Annotated in this window: 14 protein-coding genes; 9 read left to right on the top strand and 5 right to left on the bottom strand. The window is 51.1% G+C overall.

Annotation, left to right across the window (positions count from 1 at the left end):
* Positions 1 to 354 precede the first annotated feature (354 nt).
* On the top strand, positions 355 to 1371 hold the full coding sequence (locus NXS97_RS00915; protein WP_116220124.1) for a lipoate--protein ligase A: 1017 nt from the start codon (positions 355 to 357) through the stop codon (positions 1369 to 1371).
* A gap of 87 nt (positions 1372 to 1458) precedes the next feature.
* Here NXS97_RS00915 and NXS97_RS00910 read toward each other — a convergent pair whose 3' ends face one another.
* A complete protein-coding gene (locus NXS97_RS00910; protein WP_116220140.1) occupies positions 1459 to 2349 on the bottom strand; it encodes an ABC transporter six-transmembrane domain-containing protein in 891 nt (296 codons plus the stop codon).
* A 94-nt stretch (positions 2350 to 2443) separates the two neighbouring features.
* On the opposite strand from NXS97_RS00910, the gene NXS97_RS00905 reads away from it, so the two are divergent.
* The 5 genes from NXS97_RS00905 (at position 2444) to NXS97_RS00885 (ending at position 7642) form a co-directional block, all read left to right on the top strand.
* The gene (locus NXS97_RS00905; RefSeq protein ID WP_116220125.1) at positions 2444 to 3028 is read left to right on the top strand and encodes a TetR/AcrR family transcriptional regulator; all 585 of its coding nucleotides are present in this window, start codon (positions 2444 to 2446) and stop codon (positions 3026 to 3028) included.
* Between the two features lie 466 nt (positions 3029 to 3494).
* Complete coding sequence (locus NXS97_RS00900; protein ID WP_014598279.1) at positions 3495 to 4877, top strand: diaminobutyrate--2-oxoglutarate transaminase; 1383 nt, start codon at positions 3495 to 3497, stop codon at positions 4875 to 4877.
* 14 nt (positions 4878 to 4891) lie between these two features.
* Positions 4892 to 6358, top strand: a complete 1467-nt coding sequence (locus NXS97_RS00895) for an aspartate aminotransferase family protein (RefSeq protein WP_116220126.1) — start codon at positions 4892 to 4894, stop codon at positions 6356 to 6358.
* Between the two features lie 305 nt (positions 6359 to 6663).
* Complete coding sequence (locus NXS97_RS00890) at positions 6664 to 7134, top strand: DUF1203 domain-containing protein (protein ID WP_116220127.1); 471 nt, start codon at positions 6664 to 6666, stop codon at positions 7132 to 7134.
* A 220-nt stretch (positions 7135 to 7354) separates the two neighbouring features.
* On the top strand, positions 7355 to 7642 hold the full coding sequence (locus NXS97_RS00885; protein WP_014333227.1) for a VF530 family DNA-binding protein: 288 nt from the start codon (positions 7355 to 7357) through the stop codon (positions 7640 to 7642).
* 79 nt (positions 7643 to 7721) lie between these two features.
* Here the strand turns inward: NXS97_RS00885 and mqo are convergent, their stop codons facing one another.
* Together mqo and NXS97_RS00875 are read right to left on the bottom strand one after the other, a co-directional pair.
* Positions 7722 to 9371: a malate dehydrogenase (quinone) gene (mqo, locus tag NXS97_RS00880; protein ID WP_014598277.1), complete on the bottom strand. Its 1650-nt coding sequence runs from the start codon at positions 9369 to 9371 to the stop codon at positions 7722 to 7724.
* Positions 9372 to 9751: 380 nt separating this feature from the next.
* Positions 9752 to 10696: an Rpn family recombination-promoting nuclease/putative transposase gene (locus tag NXS97_RS00875; protein ID WP_014333229.1), complete on the bottom strand. Its 945-nt coding sequence runs from the start codon at positions 10694 to 10696 to the stop codon at positions 9752 to 9754.
* Between the two features lie 259 nt (positions 10697 to 10955).
* Here NXS97_RS00875 and NXS97_RS00870 point away from each other — a divergent pair, with 259 nt between their 5' ends.
* Positions 10956 to 12596 (top strand): sensor histidine kinase, encoded by a 1641-nt coding sequence (locus NXS97_RS00870; protein WP_116220128.1) that lies wholly within the window; start codon positions 10956 to 10958, stop codon positions 12594 to 12596.
* A complete protein-coding gene (gene dcuR, locus NXS97_RS00865) occupies positions 12593 to 13312 on the top strand; it encodes a two-component system response regulator DcuR (protein WP_013027948.1) in 720 nt (239 codons plus the stop codon). Before NXS97_RS00870 ends, dcuR begins: the two co-directional genes overlap by 4 nt.
* Here dcuR and NXS97_RS00860 read toward each other — a convergent pair.
* Positions 13306 to 14274, bottom strand: coding sequence for an FAD:protein FMN transferase (locus NXS97_RS00860; RefSeq protein WP_028716071.1), 969 nt, complete (start codon positions 14272 to 14274; stop codon positions 13306 to 13308). The two genes, dcuR and NXS97_RS00860, sit on opposite strands and share 7 nt — an antisense overlap.
* A 66-nt stretch (positions 14275 to 14340) precedes the next feature.
* Positions 14341 to 17118 (bottom strand): flavocytochrome c, encoded by a 2778-nt coding sequence (locus NXS97_RS00855; protein WP_116220129.1) that lies wholly within the window; start codon positions 17116 to 17118, stop codon positions 14341 to 14343.
* A 590-nt stretch (positions 17119 to 17708) separates the two neighbouring features.
* Between NXS97_RS00855 and NXS97_RS00850 the strand changes: the two genes are divergently transcribed.
* On the top strand, positions 17709 to 19217 hold the full coding sequence (locus NXS97_RS00850) for a DASS family sodium-coupled anion symporter (RefSeq protein ID WP_116220130.1): 1509 nt from the start codon (positions 17709 to 17711) through the stop codon (positions 19215 to 19217).
* The last annotated feature ends 134 nt before the right edge of the window (positions 19218 to 19351 follow it).

The following is a 19351-nucleotide window of genomic DNA, read 5'->3' as shown; positions in this document are numbered from 1 at the left end:
GCCGCGTTCGCACCTGAAGCCGCTGGTTAAGCGCCAATTCAACAGCATAATGGTTGGTGAGTCTGCCATCTGCCGCTTTCAGTCTGCGGGATCATGAACGTCTCTTTCTCAATGATCCACTGGTAATTAACTAAATGTTAACAATCCGCTGAGGATAAACCAGATAGTTGCTTGGGTTATAAATATATTAAATCGATATTAAACAAATTTGATACGAAGCGGAACTGAGAGCATGCTGGCCCATGTGGCATTTTCAGGCTATGGAGGGCGATCGTGGTCTTTGAAGCGGAGTGAAGTAAACTGCCATTCTGCCCTGCTGCAGCGGCACACGTTCTCAAGCAAACGGAGTTGATCATGCCCCCATTACGTTTACTGTTATCAGAATCGAACGATCCCTGGTTTAACCTGGCGGTAGAAGAGTGTATTTTTCGCCAGATGCCGGCTAACCAGCGCGTACTGTTTTTGTGGCGTAATGCGGAAACGGTGGTCATTGGTCGGGCGCAGAACCCGTGGAAAGAGTGCAATACACGTCGTATGGCAGAGGACGGTATTAAGCTGGCGCGACGCAGCAGTGGAGGCGGCGCGGTGTTTCACGATCTGGGCAACTGCTGCTTTACCTTTATGGCGGGCAAGCCAGGTTACGATAAAAGTGTCTCAACCGCTATCATCCTGCAGGCACTGGCAACGCTGGGCGTCAATGCGCAGGCTTCAGGACGAAACGATCTGGTGATCGACACCGGTGACGGCGTGCGCAAAATATCCGGCTCTGCTTATCGCGAAACGCCCGACCGTGGCTTTCATCACGGCACAGTTCTAATTAATGCCGATCTGTCGCGCCTGGCTGATTATCTCAATCCCGACGTGAAAAAGTTACAGGCGAAAGGCATCGCCTCCGTACGAGCACGCGTGACAAACCTGCAAACGCTGGTGCCCAATATCAGCTACGAACGCCTTTGCCAGGCCATCACGGAAGCCTGTTTTGAACACTTTGCCACTCGCTGTGAACCCGATGTTATTTCTCCTGATAACCTGCCGGATCTGCCGGGCTTTGAACAACAGTTTGCCCGTCAAAGCAGTTGGGCGTGGAATTTTGGCCAGGCGCCAGACTTTTCGCATCTTCTGGATCATCGCTTTGTATGGGGCGGCGTGGAGATACATTTTGATGTTGAACGGGGCGCCATTAGCCGCTGTCAGATATTTAGCGACAGCCTGAACCCTGCGCCACTGGAGGTGCTGGCCTCCCGCTTACAGGGTGCAGCCTATCAGCCTGACGTTATGGCTCAGCATGTAGAAACGTTGAAAACGGACTATCCGCTGCAGCAGCACGAACTGGATGAGCTTGCACAATGGCTGGTGACAAGTCTCCGCTGACAGTCCGGTGAGCGAGGTAGCGTTTGCCCGGCTCAGCAGCAGAAATGGGCCGCGTCAGACGATTGCCTGCGGCTGCCCATGTTCAACTTAGCTTCCCGTATTGACGCGTTTGCCGATATCTTTCAGTTGCGAATATTTTTCAAGCAATCGCGGTCCATCATCCAGGCTCATGGCAAACATCCACAGATAGGTCATGACCGAATAGATGTGCCCTGCATCACCCATCCCTTTACGGGTCATGGACAGGATGGTAAAGGCAAAGAGCAGCGCCGCTGCTGTACCTATCGTTATAAAACCTAACGCCTCGCGATCGGATAGCCCTATGCGTAATCGCGCCAGTACGCCGTAATGTTTCGCCAGAGCGGGTGCATGGGCAACGGTGACCAGGCTAACCTCTTTTTCAAGCCGGTTATTCAGACGGCCAAACAGCGCTTCGTTCTTGCGCGAGAAGCCCGGCAGAAAGCAGGCAAGTATCAACAAAATGATCAGACAGCCCACGCCCGTCCAGAACTCAATTACCAGAAGCATAATGGCTGCGCCGCTAATCGATGCCAGAGAGGTGATCAGCGTTGGCAGATGCAGCTCAAAAAAATCGACAAACTCACGTGACAATGTCACGCGAGCGGCGATAGTGGAAGCATTTTGCTTCTCCTGACGTTGTGCCACGATAACCGGCACGGCCAGTTCGGCATAAATACGGGCGAAGGTGCGGGTATCAACGCTGCGTCTTGCGGCGCCTATTGCCCACATTGCAAAGACCATGACCGCATAAAGCACAGCATGAAGCGCCTGCCCGGTGACAATGGCGTTAATGGCAAACCCGGCTAACAGCGGATAAAGCAGGTAGGTAACGTTTTCCGCCACCACTAACAGCAGGGTAAGAAAGAGCTTTTTACTGTGACGACGTCCCAGCATCTTGAGGGTGGCAATGGCATTTTGCGGCGCCGTCTCCGGCGTTATTGTTTTGTGAGAACACATGATTTTCTTTTGGTAAACGGTTAAAATTGAGCGGTCGCTCAATAGCCAGCGCATCGTATTTGAGCGATTGCTCAAAGTCAATCCAGGAGTCACAATGAAAGCATCAACGGCAACATCTGGAGAAACACGCAAAGAGACGATTATTGCGGGCGCCATCGCGCTGTTTATCGAGAAGGGAATTGAAAAAACCACGACACGTGACTTAACGGAATCGCTGGGTATTTCACGCAGCCATATTTATCACTACTTTCCTGACTGGCACACGCTCACCCTGACTGCGCTGGAGCACTTTATGCAGCGCGAGTTGGATGATTTCACCCTTGAGCTGGCCGCGCTGGATCCTGTGCAGCAACTACACTCTATGATTGAAGGCCACATTCCTGACACATCAGATTCAGTCTGGCGGCTTTATGCTTCCTTCTGGCAAATGGCCAGCCATAATGCCGATTACACTGAACTGGCCGACAAGATTATCGCCGGTTGGGATGCGTTGCTCTGCAAGATTATTCGCGCGGGCGTTGAACAAGGGTGCTTGCATACGGATGATGTGGCACGCAGCGCACGCCAGCTTAACGCCTTGCTCAACGGCTACGCCGATCTGCTGAGTATTACGTCTTCACCCGCGCGAATTGAGCAGGCGCTGGCCGACATTCACCACTTTGTGCAATTTATGCGTTAACGGAGCGGGAAGTCAGTAAAGCGCCGTTTTCTTCTTTATTGCCATTAATTAAATGTTAAATAGAAGTTATACGAATGATGTGCAGTACGCTTTAAATGTGTCATTCAAATGGCGCGCGCTTTACATTTTGTGGCTTGATTAATCTCAAATTTTATCGCTTATTCGCGCAGAAATGCTTGCTAACACAGTTTATTTTTCTCGCCCAGACTGATGCCGAAATGCGATAAGCAGGTGTTTTTTGGCGCTTTATTGTTTACAGGTTTTGATAAAAGTGGCTGCCCTGACCGTTAATTTTGGTCTAAGTCGCTGGTTTGTAAAGTAAATACATTAACAAATCCTCATAAAATTAATCATTGAGTCCTGTGATAAAAACCAATATATTGGCCGCGTTTTTAACACTAGCTCTAAATTTTATTCACTTATCCAACTGCAGCGTGATGCCACGCCCGGTTGTAGGAGAGATATGATGACGGATAAAGTCCGTATTGATAGTTTGAATGCGAATACATTAAACGGTAACAATGAGTCTTATCTGGCCCGCCAGGCCGAGTTTGAATCAAATGTTCGAAGTTATCCGCGTAAATTACCATTAGCGATTGCCAAAGCTAATGGTGTCTGGATCACAGACGTCGAGAACAAACAGTATCTTGACTGTCTTGCCGGTGCCGGAACGCTTGCGTTAGGTCATAATCACCCTGACGTACTGCAAAGCATCCAAAATGTCATTACCAGCGGCTTGCCGTTACATACTCTGGATCTGACCACGCCACTCAAAGATGCGTTTTCAGAATACCTGCTCTCCCTGTTACCGGGTCAGGGCAAAGAATACTGCCTGCAATTCACCGGTCCTTCCGGCGCGGATGCCGTTGAAGCCGCTATCAAGCTGGCGAAGAAACATACTGGCCGTTCAGGGGTGATCAGCTTCTCCGGGGGTTATCACGGCATGACGCACGGTGCGCTTTCTGTCACCGGTAACCTGTCACCGAAAGAAGCCGTTAACGGCATGATGCCTGAAGTACAGTTTATGCCTTATCCGCACCTGTACCGTTGCCCGCTGGGCATTGGTGGTGACGCGGGCGTAAAAGCGCTGACCTACTACTTCGAAAACCTGATCAACGACGTTGAAAGTGGTGTGCGCAAACCTGCGGCCGTGATCCTCGAAGCAGTTCAGGGTGAAGGCGGCGTGAACCCTGCCCCGGCTGAATGGCTGCAGCGCATCCGTAAAGTTACCCAGGAACACGGTATTCTGCTGATTCTGGATGAAGTTCAGGCAGGTTTTGCCCGCACTGGTAAATTCTTTGCGTTCGAGCATGCCGGTATTGAGCCCGATATCATTGTAATGTCAAAAGCCGTCGGCGGCGGTTTGCCGCTTGCCGTGCTGGGGATCAAAAAGCAGTTTGATGCCTGGTCACCTGGCCACCACACCGGGACATTCCGTGGCAACCAACTGGCCATGGCAACCGGCCTGACCACGCTGAAGCTGCTGAAAGAAAACAACATCGCTGGCAGCGTCGCTGAAAAAGGTGAGTGGCTGAAAGGCAAACTTGCCGAACTGCAGAAACGTTATCCTGCCATCGGTAACGTTCGCGGTCTTGGCCTGATGATCGGTATTGAAATGGTCAAGCCGAACGAAGCGCAGGATCATATGGGCTGCTACCCGGCCGATGGCGATTTATCGGCTCTGGTTCAGAAGAAATGCTTTGAAAACGGTCTGATCCTTGAGCGCGGGGGACGTCACGGTTGCGTATTGCGTCTGCTGCCTTCCCTGTTGATCAATCATGACGAAATGCAGGTTTTCCTGGATAAGTTCGAAAGCGCCCTGCTTGCCGCTGGCGTCGAAGCAGTTTGAGTGGAGTAAATTCGATGTCACGGTCAAATCCGATTCTGGCGTCCTCAGCGCAAAGCACTGAGGCTTACCAGCAGGCTATCGCACAAAGCAGTGCGGCAGTGGTTAAGTGGCTGGAACAGCCTGAAATGTATCAGGGTAAAACAGTTGGTGAACTGCGCGAACGTATCCAACTGGACTTTAATCCCGAGGGCCTGGGCAACCAGGCCGCCATTGAGCGCGCGATTGAGTATTTCCTGAAAGACAGTCTGTCGGTCCATCACCCACAGTGTGTGGCGCATTTGCACTGCCCGAGTCTGGTCATTAGCCAGGCTGCCGAGGTGCTGATTAACGCGACGAACCAGAGTATGGATTCCTGGGATCAGGCGCCTTCTGCCACCCTGATTGAAATGAAGCTGATTGAATGGCTGCGTTCACAGGTGGGTTATCAGGCAGGCGATGCCGGTGTGTTCACCAGCGGCGGCACCCAGAGCAATCTGATGGGGCTGATGCTGGCGCGTGATGCCTTCTTTGCCCGTCAGGGCCATTCTGTTCAGCAGGACGGGCTGATCGGCGATCTCAGAAAGATCAAAGTCTTTTGTTCAGAGAATGCCCACTTCTCCGTGCAGAAGAACATGGCGCTGCTCGGCCTGGGCTACCAGTCCGTGACGTTAGTGAAATGCGATGAGTTTGCACGCATGGACATGACCGATCTGGCTGACAAACTGGCACAGGCGAAAGCCAATAATGAACAGGTGCTGGCCATTGTCGCGACGGCAGGGACCACCGACGCCGGTGCTATCGATCCGCTGCGTGATATCGTCAAACTGGCCGCAGAGCAGAAAATCTGGGTGCACGTTGACGCGGCCTGGGGCGGTGCATTGCTGCTGTCAGAGAAGTATCGTCATTATCTGGACGGGCTGGACCTGGTGGATTCCGTTACGCTGGACTTCCACAAACAGTTTTTCCAGACCATCAGCTGCGGTGCTTTTCTGTTAAAAGAAGCCCGTCACTATGAGCTGATGCGCTATCAGGCGGCATACCTGAACTCTGAGTTTGATGAAGCACAGGGCGTGCCGAATCTGGTTTCGAAATCGTTGCAGACCACCCGTCGTTTTGATGCGCTGAAATTGTGGATGGGGCTGGAAGCCCTCGGTCAGAAGCAGTACGCCGCCATTATCGACCATGGCGTAACGCTGGCTCAGCAGGTGGCGCAGTTTGTTGAGCAGCACGACGCGCTGGAACTGGTTATGAAACCTCAACTGGCGAGCGTCCTGTTCCGTTATCGTCCACAACAGATGGCGGAGTGGAGCGATGCCGACGTTGCGCTGTTCAATCAGCGTATTGGCGATGCTCTGCTGGAATCAGGTCGCGCCAACGTTGGCGTGACCGAGCATAACGGCGTTACCTGTATGAAAATGACGTTGTTAAATCCAACCGTGACGCTGGAAGATATTACCGTCCTGCTGGCACTGCTTGAGAAAACAGCCCAGTCATTACGCTAAGTGCTTTATCATGCCGGTGACAGTGTCACCGGCATAGCGCTTTTATTTCCCATGCTGCTGGCGCATGAGTCCGCTGCACCCTCCCTCTGAATGCCTCCCTGCCCCTTTAATCAACAGGTTATCATCTGTTTGGACGTCACGGCGTTGATGGACTTGCCGTTTGCAGATCTCTTTAAGGCGAAGAAAAAGCGCAGCACCTATGGGATATCGCGCAGCACTGGCGTGGTCATCTCCGTGGCCGAAAACAGCGAGAACGGCTGACGCAGAAACGTTATCGTCCTTCTGTTGATAACCGGAGGATCACAATGACCTATCAAATCTCAGGCCTGAAAGCCGATGTTTTCACTCACCTTTTCGGACAGGACGAGCGCTATTTAAAACAACATGGCGTAATGAGGCTGAAAGTAGAAAACGCTCCTGGCTATCCCGACAGAATTTCACTGCGTGATATCCCGGCGGGTGAAACCGCGCTGCTGATTAATCATCTCTATCAACCGGCCCGAACGCCATATTATGGTTCTCATGCGATCTACCTCTGGGAGCACTGTACCCAACAGGGCATTTACATTAATGCATTACCCCCGGTCATGACGCACCGGCTTCTTTCGTTACGGGGCTTTGATGCGCAAGATTTACTGATCCAGGCAGACGTCTGTGAAGGAAAAGCAGCAGACGAAATGATAACGCACTTTTTTAGCCACCCGACGGTGCGCTATATCCAGGTCCATAACGCCAGGCAGGGATGTTATTCCTGCCGGGTAGATCGTTGTGAGTAACGGGCCCGGCAGTGACCGGGGGAAGGCGAAAGGTGAGCTTCGTCTGTTTTATTCCCGAAGTCGGTGAGGCGCAGAGAGTGAAATGATACAGCGCGCTCAGATAGCCCAGGAATGCGTGCAGCAGATTTTTAGAACAGACAGCGAATATGTTCAGTCAGCGCTTGCACCCTGAGGCACCATACTGCAGGATCGGTTTTTTACCGCATTTATCGGAAAGACTATGACCGTTCACGCCTCTAAAGATCCCCTGCATGGCGTTACGCTTGAAATGCAGGTCAACAGCCTTGTCGCACAGTATGGCTGGCCTGAACTGAGTAAGCGCATCAATATTAACTGTTTTAAAAACGACCCCAGCGTGAAGTCCAGCCTGAAGTTTTTACGCCGTACGCCGTGGGCGCGGGCAGAAGTGGAAGCGCTCTATCTGGCTTCGCTGAGTGAATCTCAGCCGGATTCTGCGCCCCCAGCCAGTGATGATCCCTGGGCTAACTGGCGCGAAGATAAAACCTGAAAACGTGTTAACGCCCTTTTAAACAAAAAAAAGCCCGCGTCACTGATGGCGCGGGCTTAGTTTCGTTCAGATGACCGTATTACAGCGCCATATCGTGCTTCGCCGAGGCTGGGGCTTTTTCGCTGTTAGCAGCGGGCGCTTCAGTTGGCTGATTGCCCATCTGAATAACCGGCGGCTTGGTCAGCTGCAGCGTTGCTGCCGTTTCATCCCAGACCTGCTGCGTGAGCGCAGGGTTGTCGTTCAGTTTCTGGCCGTAAGCAGGAACGATTTTACGGATTTTTTCCTGCCATTCTGCTGACTTGAATTGTTCCGGGAACAGTTTCTGCATCACATTGATTGCGATAGGTGCAGCCGTGGATGCGCCAGGCGATGCACCCAGCAATGCGGCAACGGTTTTCTGCTGATCGGTCACAATTTCCGTACCCAGTTTCAGCACGCCGCCTTTATCCGCATCCTTTTTGATGATCTGCACGCGCTGACCGGCCTGAATCAGTTTCCAGTCTTCTTTCTTCGCTTCAGGATAGTACTCTTTCAGCGCGGCAAAACGGTCATCATCGCTCAACATAACCTGACCGATCAGGTATTTGACCAGGTCAAAGTTATCCATGCCTACGTGGGTCATCGGCATAAAGTTGTGGGTGGTCGTTGTGCTCAGTAAATCAAACAACGAACCATTTTTCAGGAACTTGGTTGAGAACGTTGCGAAAGGTCCAAACAGCACGACACGCTTACCATCAAGGTAACGGGTATCCAGATGCGGAACCGACATCGGTGGCGCACCCACGGAAGCCTGACCATACACTTTTGCCAGATGGCGATCGGCAATCGCGCTATTCTCTGTCACCAGGAAGGATCCCCCTACCGGGAAACCTGCGTAATTGTCGGCTTCCGGAATACCGGTTTTTTGCAGCAGTTTAAGCGCACCGCCACCTGCACCGATAAAGACGTATTTCGCGTCTACGGTACGTTCGCCGCCATTTTTGGCGTCTTTAATGGTAACGTGCCAGGAATTATCACTGTTACGTTTAAAATCGGTCACTTCCGAAGAGGTTTCCAGGCGGAAATTATCGTTCTTCTTCAGGCTGCCAATTAACTGACGGGTGATTTCACCATAGTTAACGTCGGTTCCTACTGGCGTCCAGGTAGCAGCCACTTTTTGTTGTGGATCGCGACCTTCCATAACCAGCGGCGCCCACTGCGCGATCTGCTTGTGATCGGTTGAGAACTTCATGCCCTGGAACAGCACAGTTTTCTGCAGTGCGGCATAGCGTTTCGTCAGATAATCAACGTTATCGCCCCAGACAAAGCTCATGTGCGGCGTTGAGTTAATGAACGAACGCGGATTATTTAACACGCCGTCTTTAACCTGAGAGCTCCAGAACTGACGAGAAATCATGAAGGCTTCGTTGATTTCCAGCGCTTTGGTCACGTCAATAGAACCGTCTGCACGCTCTGGCGTGTAGTTCAGTTCCATGTTGGCTGAGTGGCCGGTACCGGCGTTGTTCCAGCCGTTAGAGGATTCCAGCGCTACGCCATCAAGTTTCTCAACCATGATCTGTTTCCAGCCCGGTTGCAGCTCTTCCAGCAGGGTGCCCAGAGAGGCGCTCATGATACCGCCGCCAATCAGCAGAACATCTGTTTTTTCTGGTGAATTTTCAGCGTGGGTCACTGAAGAAACGAGTAACGCTGCAAGCGACAGTGCAGGTACAAATTTAGTTGATTTAATCATTAGGGATCTACGATTTCGTGGAGAACTAGTTAAAAAAAGTTCCGAAACTTTAAAATATTGTTATTTCGTAGTTAATATGAAAATAGTTAAAAAATTAAAAGACAGGGTTTTGCAGTTAATTTAGTTACAAAAGATTAACTTTGTTATCGATATATTTTAACCACACAATAAAGGGGCGTTTCGAAATATACAATGCCCTAACACAAATATTCTCTGTGCGACGAATAAACGGAAATGGCGGCGCCTGACCGGAAAGTGGGGTTATTTACTGCGACAAACGTGCATTAACATGCACGGAACAGGATGAGGCGGTTGACGAAAAAGTATGGGCAGTACACGCAACCTGATGTCCCTGAGCGATACGCCTTCAGGGACATGGATTAGTGGCGAATCAGCGCCAGTTCGTCTTCACTCAGACCAGTCATCTTCATAACCGTCTCACGGTCAAGACCGCTTTGAAGCATAGTGCGGGCGATTTTCAGCGTCGCTTCGCGCTCTCCCTCTGAGCGGCCTTCTTCGCGACCCAGTTGGATGCCTTTTTCCATGCCTTTTTCCATGCCTTTTTGTTCGAGCTGCTGCGCAATGGTCATCAGTACGTCTCCGTGTTGCGGCACGCGATGTGCCAGTTCTCTTACCAATGCTTCGGCGTCGGCGGTTTCTCCCGCCTGCACGATATAGTGTATCAGTGATACGACCTGTGATGAAGAAAGATAGCCCGCCAGTAAGACCGGGACAAGCTTATCAACCAACTCCGCTAAATCGCGCTGGTGGATATGTTTCTGAAGCAGGGTTAGCGCGGCCATACTGCGGTGCTCTGCAATCTCCTCGTCAGGAATAATCGTGACATCCACCAGCGGAAAAGCCGTGCTATAGAGCCGGTTGGCCAGCGCAGGATCGGTAAATTCATCCAGCCAGCGCGTGGAATAAGGATAAGGACGACGTTTCCCGGTATAGAACAAGACAGGGATGACCAGCGGCAATTTTTTATGGCCGGCTTCAAGGTGGCGCTGCATCGCCGCCACGGCATAACGCAGCAGCCTGAATGCCATGTGCTTATCCGGTGAGGACTGATGTTCAATCAGGACGTGAACATAGCCGTCATCGCCTTGTGCGGTTTTCAGGCTGTACAACACGTCGCTGAAATATTGGCGTAGATCATCTTCAACGAAAGATCCGGATTCGAGTTTTAACGTGCTGAGATCGCACACGGCCCGTAATTCCGCAGGCAGGTGCAGTTCCATAAAATCACGCGCAATCTCTGGCTGCGTAAGAAACTGGCGGAAGGTGGCATCGTGAGGCGTGGGTGTACTGTTTTTTTTCTTCATCTGTCCTGACTCTGCAAGCGCAACCTGGCGTAATGCTTACCGGCGCGAAAACGAATATGTCGATTCACACATACATTTTGTCCAGCACTCTCTGATTTACCTGCCATGCTGTCAGTATGATTTACAGGCGTTGTCCGTCATCATGCCAGATATCCACGGTTAAAAGCACGTTAACCTGCTTAATTTACTGGATTTCAGGCGCAAACTGTACTGGTGCGACGACTTCGCGTATGTTGCAACGCGTACCTCAACACATCTGATGCTGACTATGAATGACTCCCGGCCACAACGATCGTTAAAGAAGCGCCCAATGAAGCTCAGCACCCTGTCGTCATTGATGATGGCGGCCGTGCTGATGACCGTAATATTAAGCGTCCATCTGCTTTATTACATCCAGATCGATAACTTCACCCGTTCGCATTTGAAAGATAAAGCGATGGCGGTGGCGCGCACTCTGGCCGACAGCCCGGAGATTCAGCAGGCCCTGACGCGGCCAGACGGAAGCACCATCATTCAGCCGATCGCGCAGGCAACGCGAAAACGTAACGATTTGCTGTTTGTCGTCGTCACCGACATGCGCGGTATTCGCTTCTCTCATCCAAACCCTGAAGTGGTTAATCAGCACTTTGTCGGGGACGATATTAAACCGGCGTTACGCGGCAGGGAGAATGTCGCGGTGAATCATGGCGTACTGGTTGAGGCGCTCAGGGTATTTACGCCCGTTTTCAATCAGGCGCATCAGCAAATTGGCGTGGTGGCAATTGGGATCTCGGTGAATGACGTCGCGGCGCAAATTGCGAAAAGCCGCTGGAATATTCTCTGGACCGTGCTGTTTGGCGGGCTGGTTGGCATGCTCGGCATATTAATCTTAGTGAAACGCTTAAAGCACATCTTACTGGGATTAGAGCCGTATGAGATTTCCAGCTTGTTTGAAGAGCGTCAGGCTATTCTCGATTCGATTAAAGAAGGTGTGATTGCGGTTGACGATCAATCCCGCGTCAGCCTGATTAATCAGGCTGCGCAGCAGCTGTTAAAAGAAACCACCCGCGAAGCGTTTCTGAGCGGTGACCGCGTGCCGGAAAATGCACAGATGCTGACGCATTTACGCGATGCATTGCACGAAGGCAAAACCTCTTATGACGAAGAGCTGAACGTACGCGGCAAAATACTGATCAGTAACACCGTGCCGGTGCGCAGTCGTGACAGTATTATTGGGGCAGTGAGCACATTCAGGGATAAAACAGAAATCAGCCAGCTAATGCAGCGTCTCGACGGCATGGTAAACTATGTCGATGCACTGCGGGAGCGATCCCATGAATTCATGAACAAGCTGCATGTGATTCTTGGTCTGCTGCACATGAAAAACTATGCGCAGATGGAAGAGTACATCCTTAAAACGGCCAATAACTATCAAACGGAAATAGGTTCGCTGCTACAGAAGATTAAGTCGCCTGTTATTGCAGGCTTCCTGTTGAGCAAAATTAACCGCGTAACAGATGAAGGCCACCAGCTGATCCTGAGCGAAGCCAGCTATCTGCCCGACAACGGCAGTGAACAGCAAATCGCAGCACTTATCACGGTACTGGGCAATCTGATTGAAAACGCGCTGGAAGCGCTTGATCCGGAAATGGATGGGGAAATCCATGTCATGCTGCATTATCAAAACGGCTGGCTGTCGTGCGAGGTCAGTGACGATGGCCCCGGTATTCCTGCCGATCAGCTCGCCGCCATTTTCGAACGCGGCGTCTCTACCAAAGGTGAAGATCGTGGCGTTGGACTGTTTTTACTCAAGCAACAAACGGAAAGTCTGGGCGGTAACGTCAGCGTAGAATCAGAACCGGGCGTTTATACCCAGTTTCTGGTTCAGCTTCCGTGGGAAAGAGGGAATATTAGCGAATGATCAATGTGTTAGTCGTAGACGATGATGCCATGGTGGCCGAACTGAACCGATGCTATATCGGGCAGATTGACGGTTTTACCTGCTGTGGTACCGCGTCCACCTTACAGCAAGCCAAAGAGCGCCTGTTGCAGACAGATCCGCCCGTTGATCTTATTTTGCTGGATATCTATATGCAGCAGGAAAACGGACTGGACCTGTTGCCAGAGCTGCGCAGTGCGGGGCGTCCGGTTGACGTCATTATCATCTCATCCGCTGCCGATGCGGCGACCATTAAAACGTCGCTGAACTACGGCGTTGTGGATTATCTGATAAAACCCTTTCAGTTTTCCCGCTTTGAAGAGGCGCTGACCGGATGGCGTCAGAAAAAACGGCTGATGGATAATCATCAGTTTTATCAGCAGGCCGATGTGGATCAACTGCTGCATGGTAATCAGGCCAATGCCAGCGAGACAAAACGCCTGCCAAAAGGGCTGACGCCGCAGACATTACGTACGCTGTGTTTGTGGATTGATGCGCACCCCGGTACCGAGTTTTCTACCGATGAGCTGGCCACTGAGGTGAATATTTCTCGCGTATCGTGCCGTAAATACCTGATTTGGCTGGCGCAGAGCAATATTTTGTTTACCAGTATTCACTACGGCGTCACGGGACGTCCGGTGTATCGCTATCGTCTGCAGCCGGAGTACCACACGCTTTTACGCCAGTACTGTCAATGACGGAGCTGAAAGCGGTTATCCAGTAAGGTGAAGTGAAAGTGACGTTGTGACGAGCAAATAACCTGCTTGTCGCGCGTCACGAAGACAGCCTCAATATCAGGATGGCTTTTCAGATACGCAATGCCCTTCTCAACGCCCATGCCATAAATCAGCGTGGTATAAATATCACCGTCGATCGACTGGTCGGAAATAATGGTCACGCTATACAGCTCATTATCCAGCGGATAGCCGGTATGTCTGTCAAGAATATGGTGATAACAGACGCCATCCTGTTCGAAGTAACGTTCGTAGATCCCGGACGTCACCACGGATTTGTTCACAACATGAATGACCCCAATCAGGGCATCCTGGGCCGCAAAAGGGGTTTTCAGACCAATTGCCCATCCCTGCTGCGGCGCATCACGAGGTGCGCCTAACGTTTGCACGTTGCCGCCAAGGTTAATCAACGCACTATCGACGCCCTGCTGCTGCAAAAAAGCCTGCACCCGATCGGCAATGTAGCCTTTGGCGATGGCACCCAGATCAATTTCCATCCCCGTTTTGTTCAGAAACACCGAACGCGTGTCCGCATCAAGCTGGACATTTTCAGGACAGGTTAAGGGCAACGTTGCCAGTATTGTCTCCCGCGCAGGAACGCAGTCACCCTGAAAGCCAATTTTCCAGCATTTCACCAGCGGGCCAATCGTGAGATTAAAACTGCTGTCTGGTAACAGACTGACGTTAAGTGCGCGCTGAATTAAATCAAAGACGGGTTGACTGACGCTCACGGGATGCTGACCGGCAGCATGGTTAATCGCCATCACTTCGGAGTGCGTCCGGTTAACCGTCAGCAGATTTTCGTACTGTTTGATTAATCTGAAAGCCTGTGCCGCAAGCTTTTCGTCGTGCTCGAATAGCTTAAGCAGAATGGGCGATCCCATCAGGACGGCGGAATAAGCACAGACTTGCGACTCGGTTTGCATAAGCGACACCGCTCTGGGAGGGAATAAAACCGGCACCTGCATGCGGGCAGATGCCGGCGGTGACGACTAGCGTTTGGCTAACGCCGCAGCGTTGGCACCTGCCAGAATACCAAAGATGATGATGTCCGCAACCGCGTTACCACCGATACGGTTTGCACCGTGGATCCCGCCGACAACTTCACCGCACGCCCAGGCACCGTGGATTGGCTGTTTATGGCTATCGAGCACGGCTGTGGTGGTATCAATGGTGACGCCACCCATTGTGTGGTGAACACCGGGCGCGATGCGGATCGCATGGAAAGGGCCCTCGTTCAACGGATGACGCAGCGCGGTCTGACGATCGAAGTCCGCGTCTTTCTGCTGTATCACAAAGCCGTTATAGCGATGCAGCGTTTCTTCCAGCGTCCGGTGTTCCATATTCAGTTTCACCGCCAGCTCGCCTACGGTTGGCGCGCTGACGACAAATCCTTTGGCAATATACTCATCGGCCGCTTTGTTATTCATACGAACCTGCTCATCGAAGACAATCCAGGCGCTTTTCTCCGGCAGTGCAATAATCTGCGCAGAAACTTTATCGCGGGTTTCCATCTCATTACAGAAGCGCTGTCCCGCCTGGCTGACCAGAATGGCCCCACCGCCACGAATAGACTCTGACACCAGATAGGATGTGGTTTGCTCAACCGTTGGGTGAATCTGAATCTCGCCCATATCCACGGTATCTGCACCAATTTTTTGCAGCATCGCAATGCCTGCGCCAGTGGCCCCTTTATGGTTGGTGGTGACAAAGCCATCCAGCTCAGGGCGGTATTTCACCACCATTTCCCGGTTGGCGCTGAAGCCACCTGTTGCGACGATGACGCTTTTCGCATTGAGAATACGGCTGTCGTTGTATTCATCCACCACTTTGACACCGCTGACCGCGCCGTTGTCGAACAAAATTTCCTCTACGGCGGTTTCAAGCAGGACGTCAATATTACGGTTATTGATATTTTTCACTAACCCACTGATCAGGAAGCCGCCAACGGCCGAGCGGTCGGCAGGACGGTGCGTACGATCAATGCTCATGCCGCCGGTGATGGTGATGTCATTCAGTTCGATACCGTGATCGGCCAGCCAGTCAATGGCTTCAGGCGCCAAATCAACGAACTCGCGCAGCAGGGTCGGGTTGTTTTTGTACTTACCGCCCTTGAGCGTTTCCTCATAAAACAGTTCTTTGCTGTCTTCGATACCTTTCAGTTTCTGAAAACGCGTCTCGGCGGCGTTCATCCCTACGGATGCTTTGATCGTGTTACCGCCGATAGTGGGCATTTTCTCAATGACAACCACTTTGGCACCTTCATCATGCGCCTGAATGGCCGCGGCCAGACCGGCACCGCCGCTTCCCACGACCACCACATCATACTGTTGCGGTGCATTGGGATTACCGCCCTCTTCAATCACATGGGCTTTATTTGAAGTGGTCATTGCACGCGATACTGCTTTTTTCAGGGCCTCACTCTGCGTGGTCGCGCCGGTGATAGCATCAACGTGTGGGCTGTTAGCCACCAGAATACGATTACGCAGGCTTTCGAAGGTGGTAGTGAAGTCAACGTCCAGCGTGTCGTCCGGTACCAGCGAGATATCTGTAATACGGTCGGTATCCAGCGTGACGTTGATCTTCAGCTTAAGCGCTTCAGCCTCAACTTTTTCCTGATAAACACCGGCTTTGTATTTGCGTCCCGACTCACTCATATCGCGAATCATGGCGTCAACCAGCGAGAAACGCCACAGCGGTTCAGGGATCAATAACGCTTCACGCTGGTTACTGTCGATGTAAAGTTCAAGATGCTCATTATTGATAATGCGATCTGTCCAGTCGGGATAAGCGATGCAGGCTTTACCAATCGCAACCAGGTCATAGCCTTTTTCCAGCGCTTTTTCCGCATCTTCTTTGTTTACCACACCGCCAACGCCAATGACCGGCACTTTCGCCAGCGTTGGGGACCGCATGTTAATAAACTTCTCAATCAGCGGGGTTGGATCGGTGGTATCAACGATAGAGGGGCGCATAAGCTGCCCAACAGAAAAGTGGACATAATCGAGCCCGCGTGCCGCCAGCTTTTCCAGTAGGTACAGGGTGTCATCGAAACGGATGCCCGGGACTTCAAGTTCTTCAGGGGAAAAACGATAGCCGATGATGAACCCGTTATGTGCAAATCGCGCGGCCATTTTATGGGTAATTTCGAGGACTTCCAGCGGAAAGCGGGCACGGTTATCGCGACTGCCGCCCCATTTGTCATCGCGTTGATTGGAATTGGGTGAGTAAAATTGCTGTATCAGATAGGTGTTTGCGCCATGAATTTCAACGCCATCAAATCCGGCTTTAATGGCGCGGTTAACGGCGTCACCAAATTTAGTGATCATGGTATCCACTTCTTCTGCCGTTAGCGCGCGCGGCGTCGTGGCACCCTCACGAGGTGCGGCAATGGCGCTTGGGGCGACAGGGGTTTTTCCCCCTATCAGCTCAGGCTCAACCATGCGGCCGCCGTGATAGATCTGCAAAATCGCTGTCGAACCTTCCTGCTTGATGGCGTCAGCAATTCGCTTTAGGCCCGGAATTTTGTTGTCGCTGTCGATGGCTATAGCCCCTGGAAACGCGGGACCTTTTGGATCGATAAAACAGCATTCAACAATGACCGTTCCGATGCTGCCAGCACGGGCACGATAATATTCAACCAGTTCACTGGTGACCGTTCCGTCATAAAAACCGGTGCAGGTTGTCATGGGTGCCATGATCAGGCGATTTTTTAAAACCGCGCCACGCGGCAACGTAATGGGATTGAGAATGGGGGTGAGTGTATTCATTGCGATTAACTCCAAAAATTCAAAACTCGGGAATTCTGTGCGGACGCTTTTTTATTAATAAATAAGTGGTCCGATGTCATAACGCTAATATACCAATTATTTTAGTTTCATAAGTTATAATTTTAGTTTTTTAACTTTTAAATATTTCATGCTTACTATTTGATTAAAGCAGGATCGTGATGTATATTTATTGTTAATCAATAGTTAAAGAAAATCAATGAGAATTATAAAATTAAAAATAATATAATAAAAACAAAAACTTAAACACGTAGTTTTGTTGCTTACCCTTGCCATGTCAAGGCTTAAAACCCTTATTATTGCAGTTTAAATATTTAACTTTTGGTTATTAATAATTTAGTTGTTAAAAATTTAATCGTATATTTTAACTTACTTGATCTGGATCAATATTCTGTTTTTAATTAATCGCATCATATCCACATGATCTTTTATAAATGCCTCCATCGCACCAGAGGACAAGTTAAAAAATTATAAGGCATCACGGTTTATTCTCATAATTTAGAATAAAGAAGTCCCTATGGACGAATTGCCGGGACGCTGCTCGAATTATCCTTAACACGTAGAAAAATACTATGAAAACACTATCAAACGTCAAAGAGCCTCCAAAAGCAGCCCCTGCAGCTGCGGGCAAAAATAAAGCACTTATGCTCCTTTTGCCGGTTTTGGTCGCCGTCCTGTTGTTACTCGTCCCCGTGCCAGCGGGTCTTGAACCTTATGCATGGCACTTCTTTGCCATCTTCGTCGGCGTCATCGTCGGGCTGATTTTTGAACCCTTGCCCGGCGCAGTGATTGGTCTGACCGGCGTCGTTGTCATCGCCCTGTTCAGCCAGTTCCTGCTCTTTAGCCCGGCAGAACTGGCCAACCCCAAATTTAAAGTGGCGAGTGAGTCATTTAAATGGGCGGTCAGCGGCTTCGGTAACTCAACCGTCTGGCTGATTTTTGGCGCATTCATGTTCGCTGCGGGCTATGACAAGACCCAGTTCGGCCGCCGTCTGGCATTAATTCTGGTGAAATACCTGGGCCGCCGGAGTTTAACCCTCGGCTATGCCATCACCTTCGCGGATTTGCTGCTGGCCCCTTTCACCCCGTCGAACACGGCCCGCAGTGGCGGTACCATTTATCCCATCATTGCCAATCTGCCGCCGCTTTATGGTTCAAAACCCAATGACCCCAGCGCGCGTAAAATTGGATCTTATCTGATGTGGGTTGCTATCACCGCTGCCTGTATCACCAGCTCCATGTTCCTGTCCGCCCTGGCGCCCAACCTGCTCGCCCTTGCGCTGGTTAAAAGCGTCATTGGTTTTGATATTTCATGGGGAATGTGGTTCCTTGCCTTTTTGCCACTGGGCCTGCTGTTGATTCTGACCATGCCGCTGCTGGCGTACTGGTTCTATCCGCCTGAAGTGAAGGTGAATGATGAAGTGCCTCGCTGGGCGATTGCTGAGCTGGAAAAACTGGGTAAGTTGACCCGCAATGAAATCCTGTTACTGGTGTTTGTTGTCTGTGCGCTACTGATGTGGATTTTTGCCACGGCCTGGGTCGAACCGGCCATGGCCGCTCTGCTGGTGATTATCCTGATGCTGTGGACCGGGGTACTTAACTGGAACGACATCACCAGCAATAAAGCCGCCTGGAACACCTTTGCCTGGTTTGCCACACTGGTTGCGCTGGCCGATGGTTTAGCCCGCGTAGGCTTTATCGCCTGGCTGGGCAAAGAAGGGGGAATGTTACTGCAGGGATACGATCCTCAAGTGTCGGCTGTGGTGCTGTTGATTGCCTTCTTCCTGCTGCACTACCTGTTTGCCAGTACCACCGCGCATACGACCGCCTTGCTGCCTGCGATGTTAACCATTGCCGCTTCCATTCCAGGTATTAACATGCCCGTGTTTTGCCTGATGCTGTGTACTTCACTGGGTGTGATGGGGATTATCACCCCTTACGGTACCGGCCCAAGCCCTATTTATTACGGCAGCGGCTATTTACCTACGAAAGATTACTGGCGTCTGGGCACCATCTTTGGCGCTATCTTCCTGATTGCTATGATGCTCATCGCCTACCCCTGGATGGTGTGGATGTTCTGATTGTGTCAAATGCATTTCGACGCGTCATACGATAACATGCCAACACTTGCCAGCCTGTGCTTATGGCTGGCAAGCATAATAAACAACTCATTCGCCTTTGATGTTGCTCCTGTCAGCCTGCGTTAACGGAGCCA

The sequence above is a fragment of the Pantoea sp. B623 genome, assembly GCF_024814475.1.
Taxonomy (GTDB): Bacteria; Pseudomonadota; Gammaproteobacteria; order Enterobacterales; family Enterobacteriaceae; genus Pantoea; species Pantoea ananatis.
This window is presented reverse-complemented; position numbering and strand designations above follow the sequence as displayed.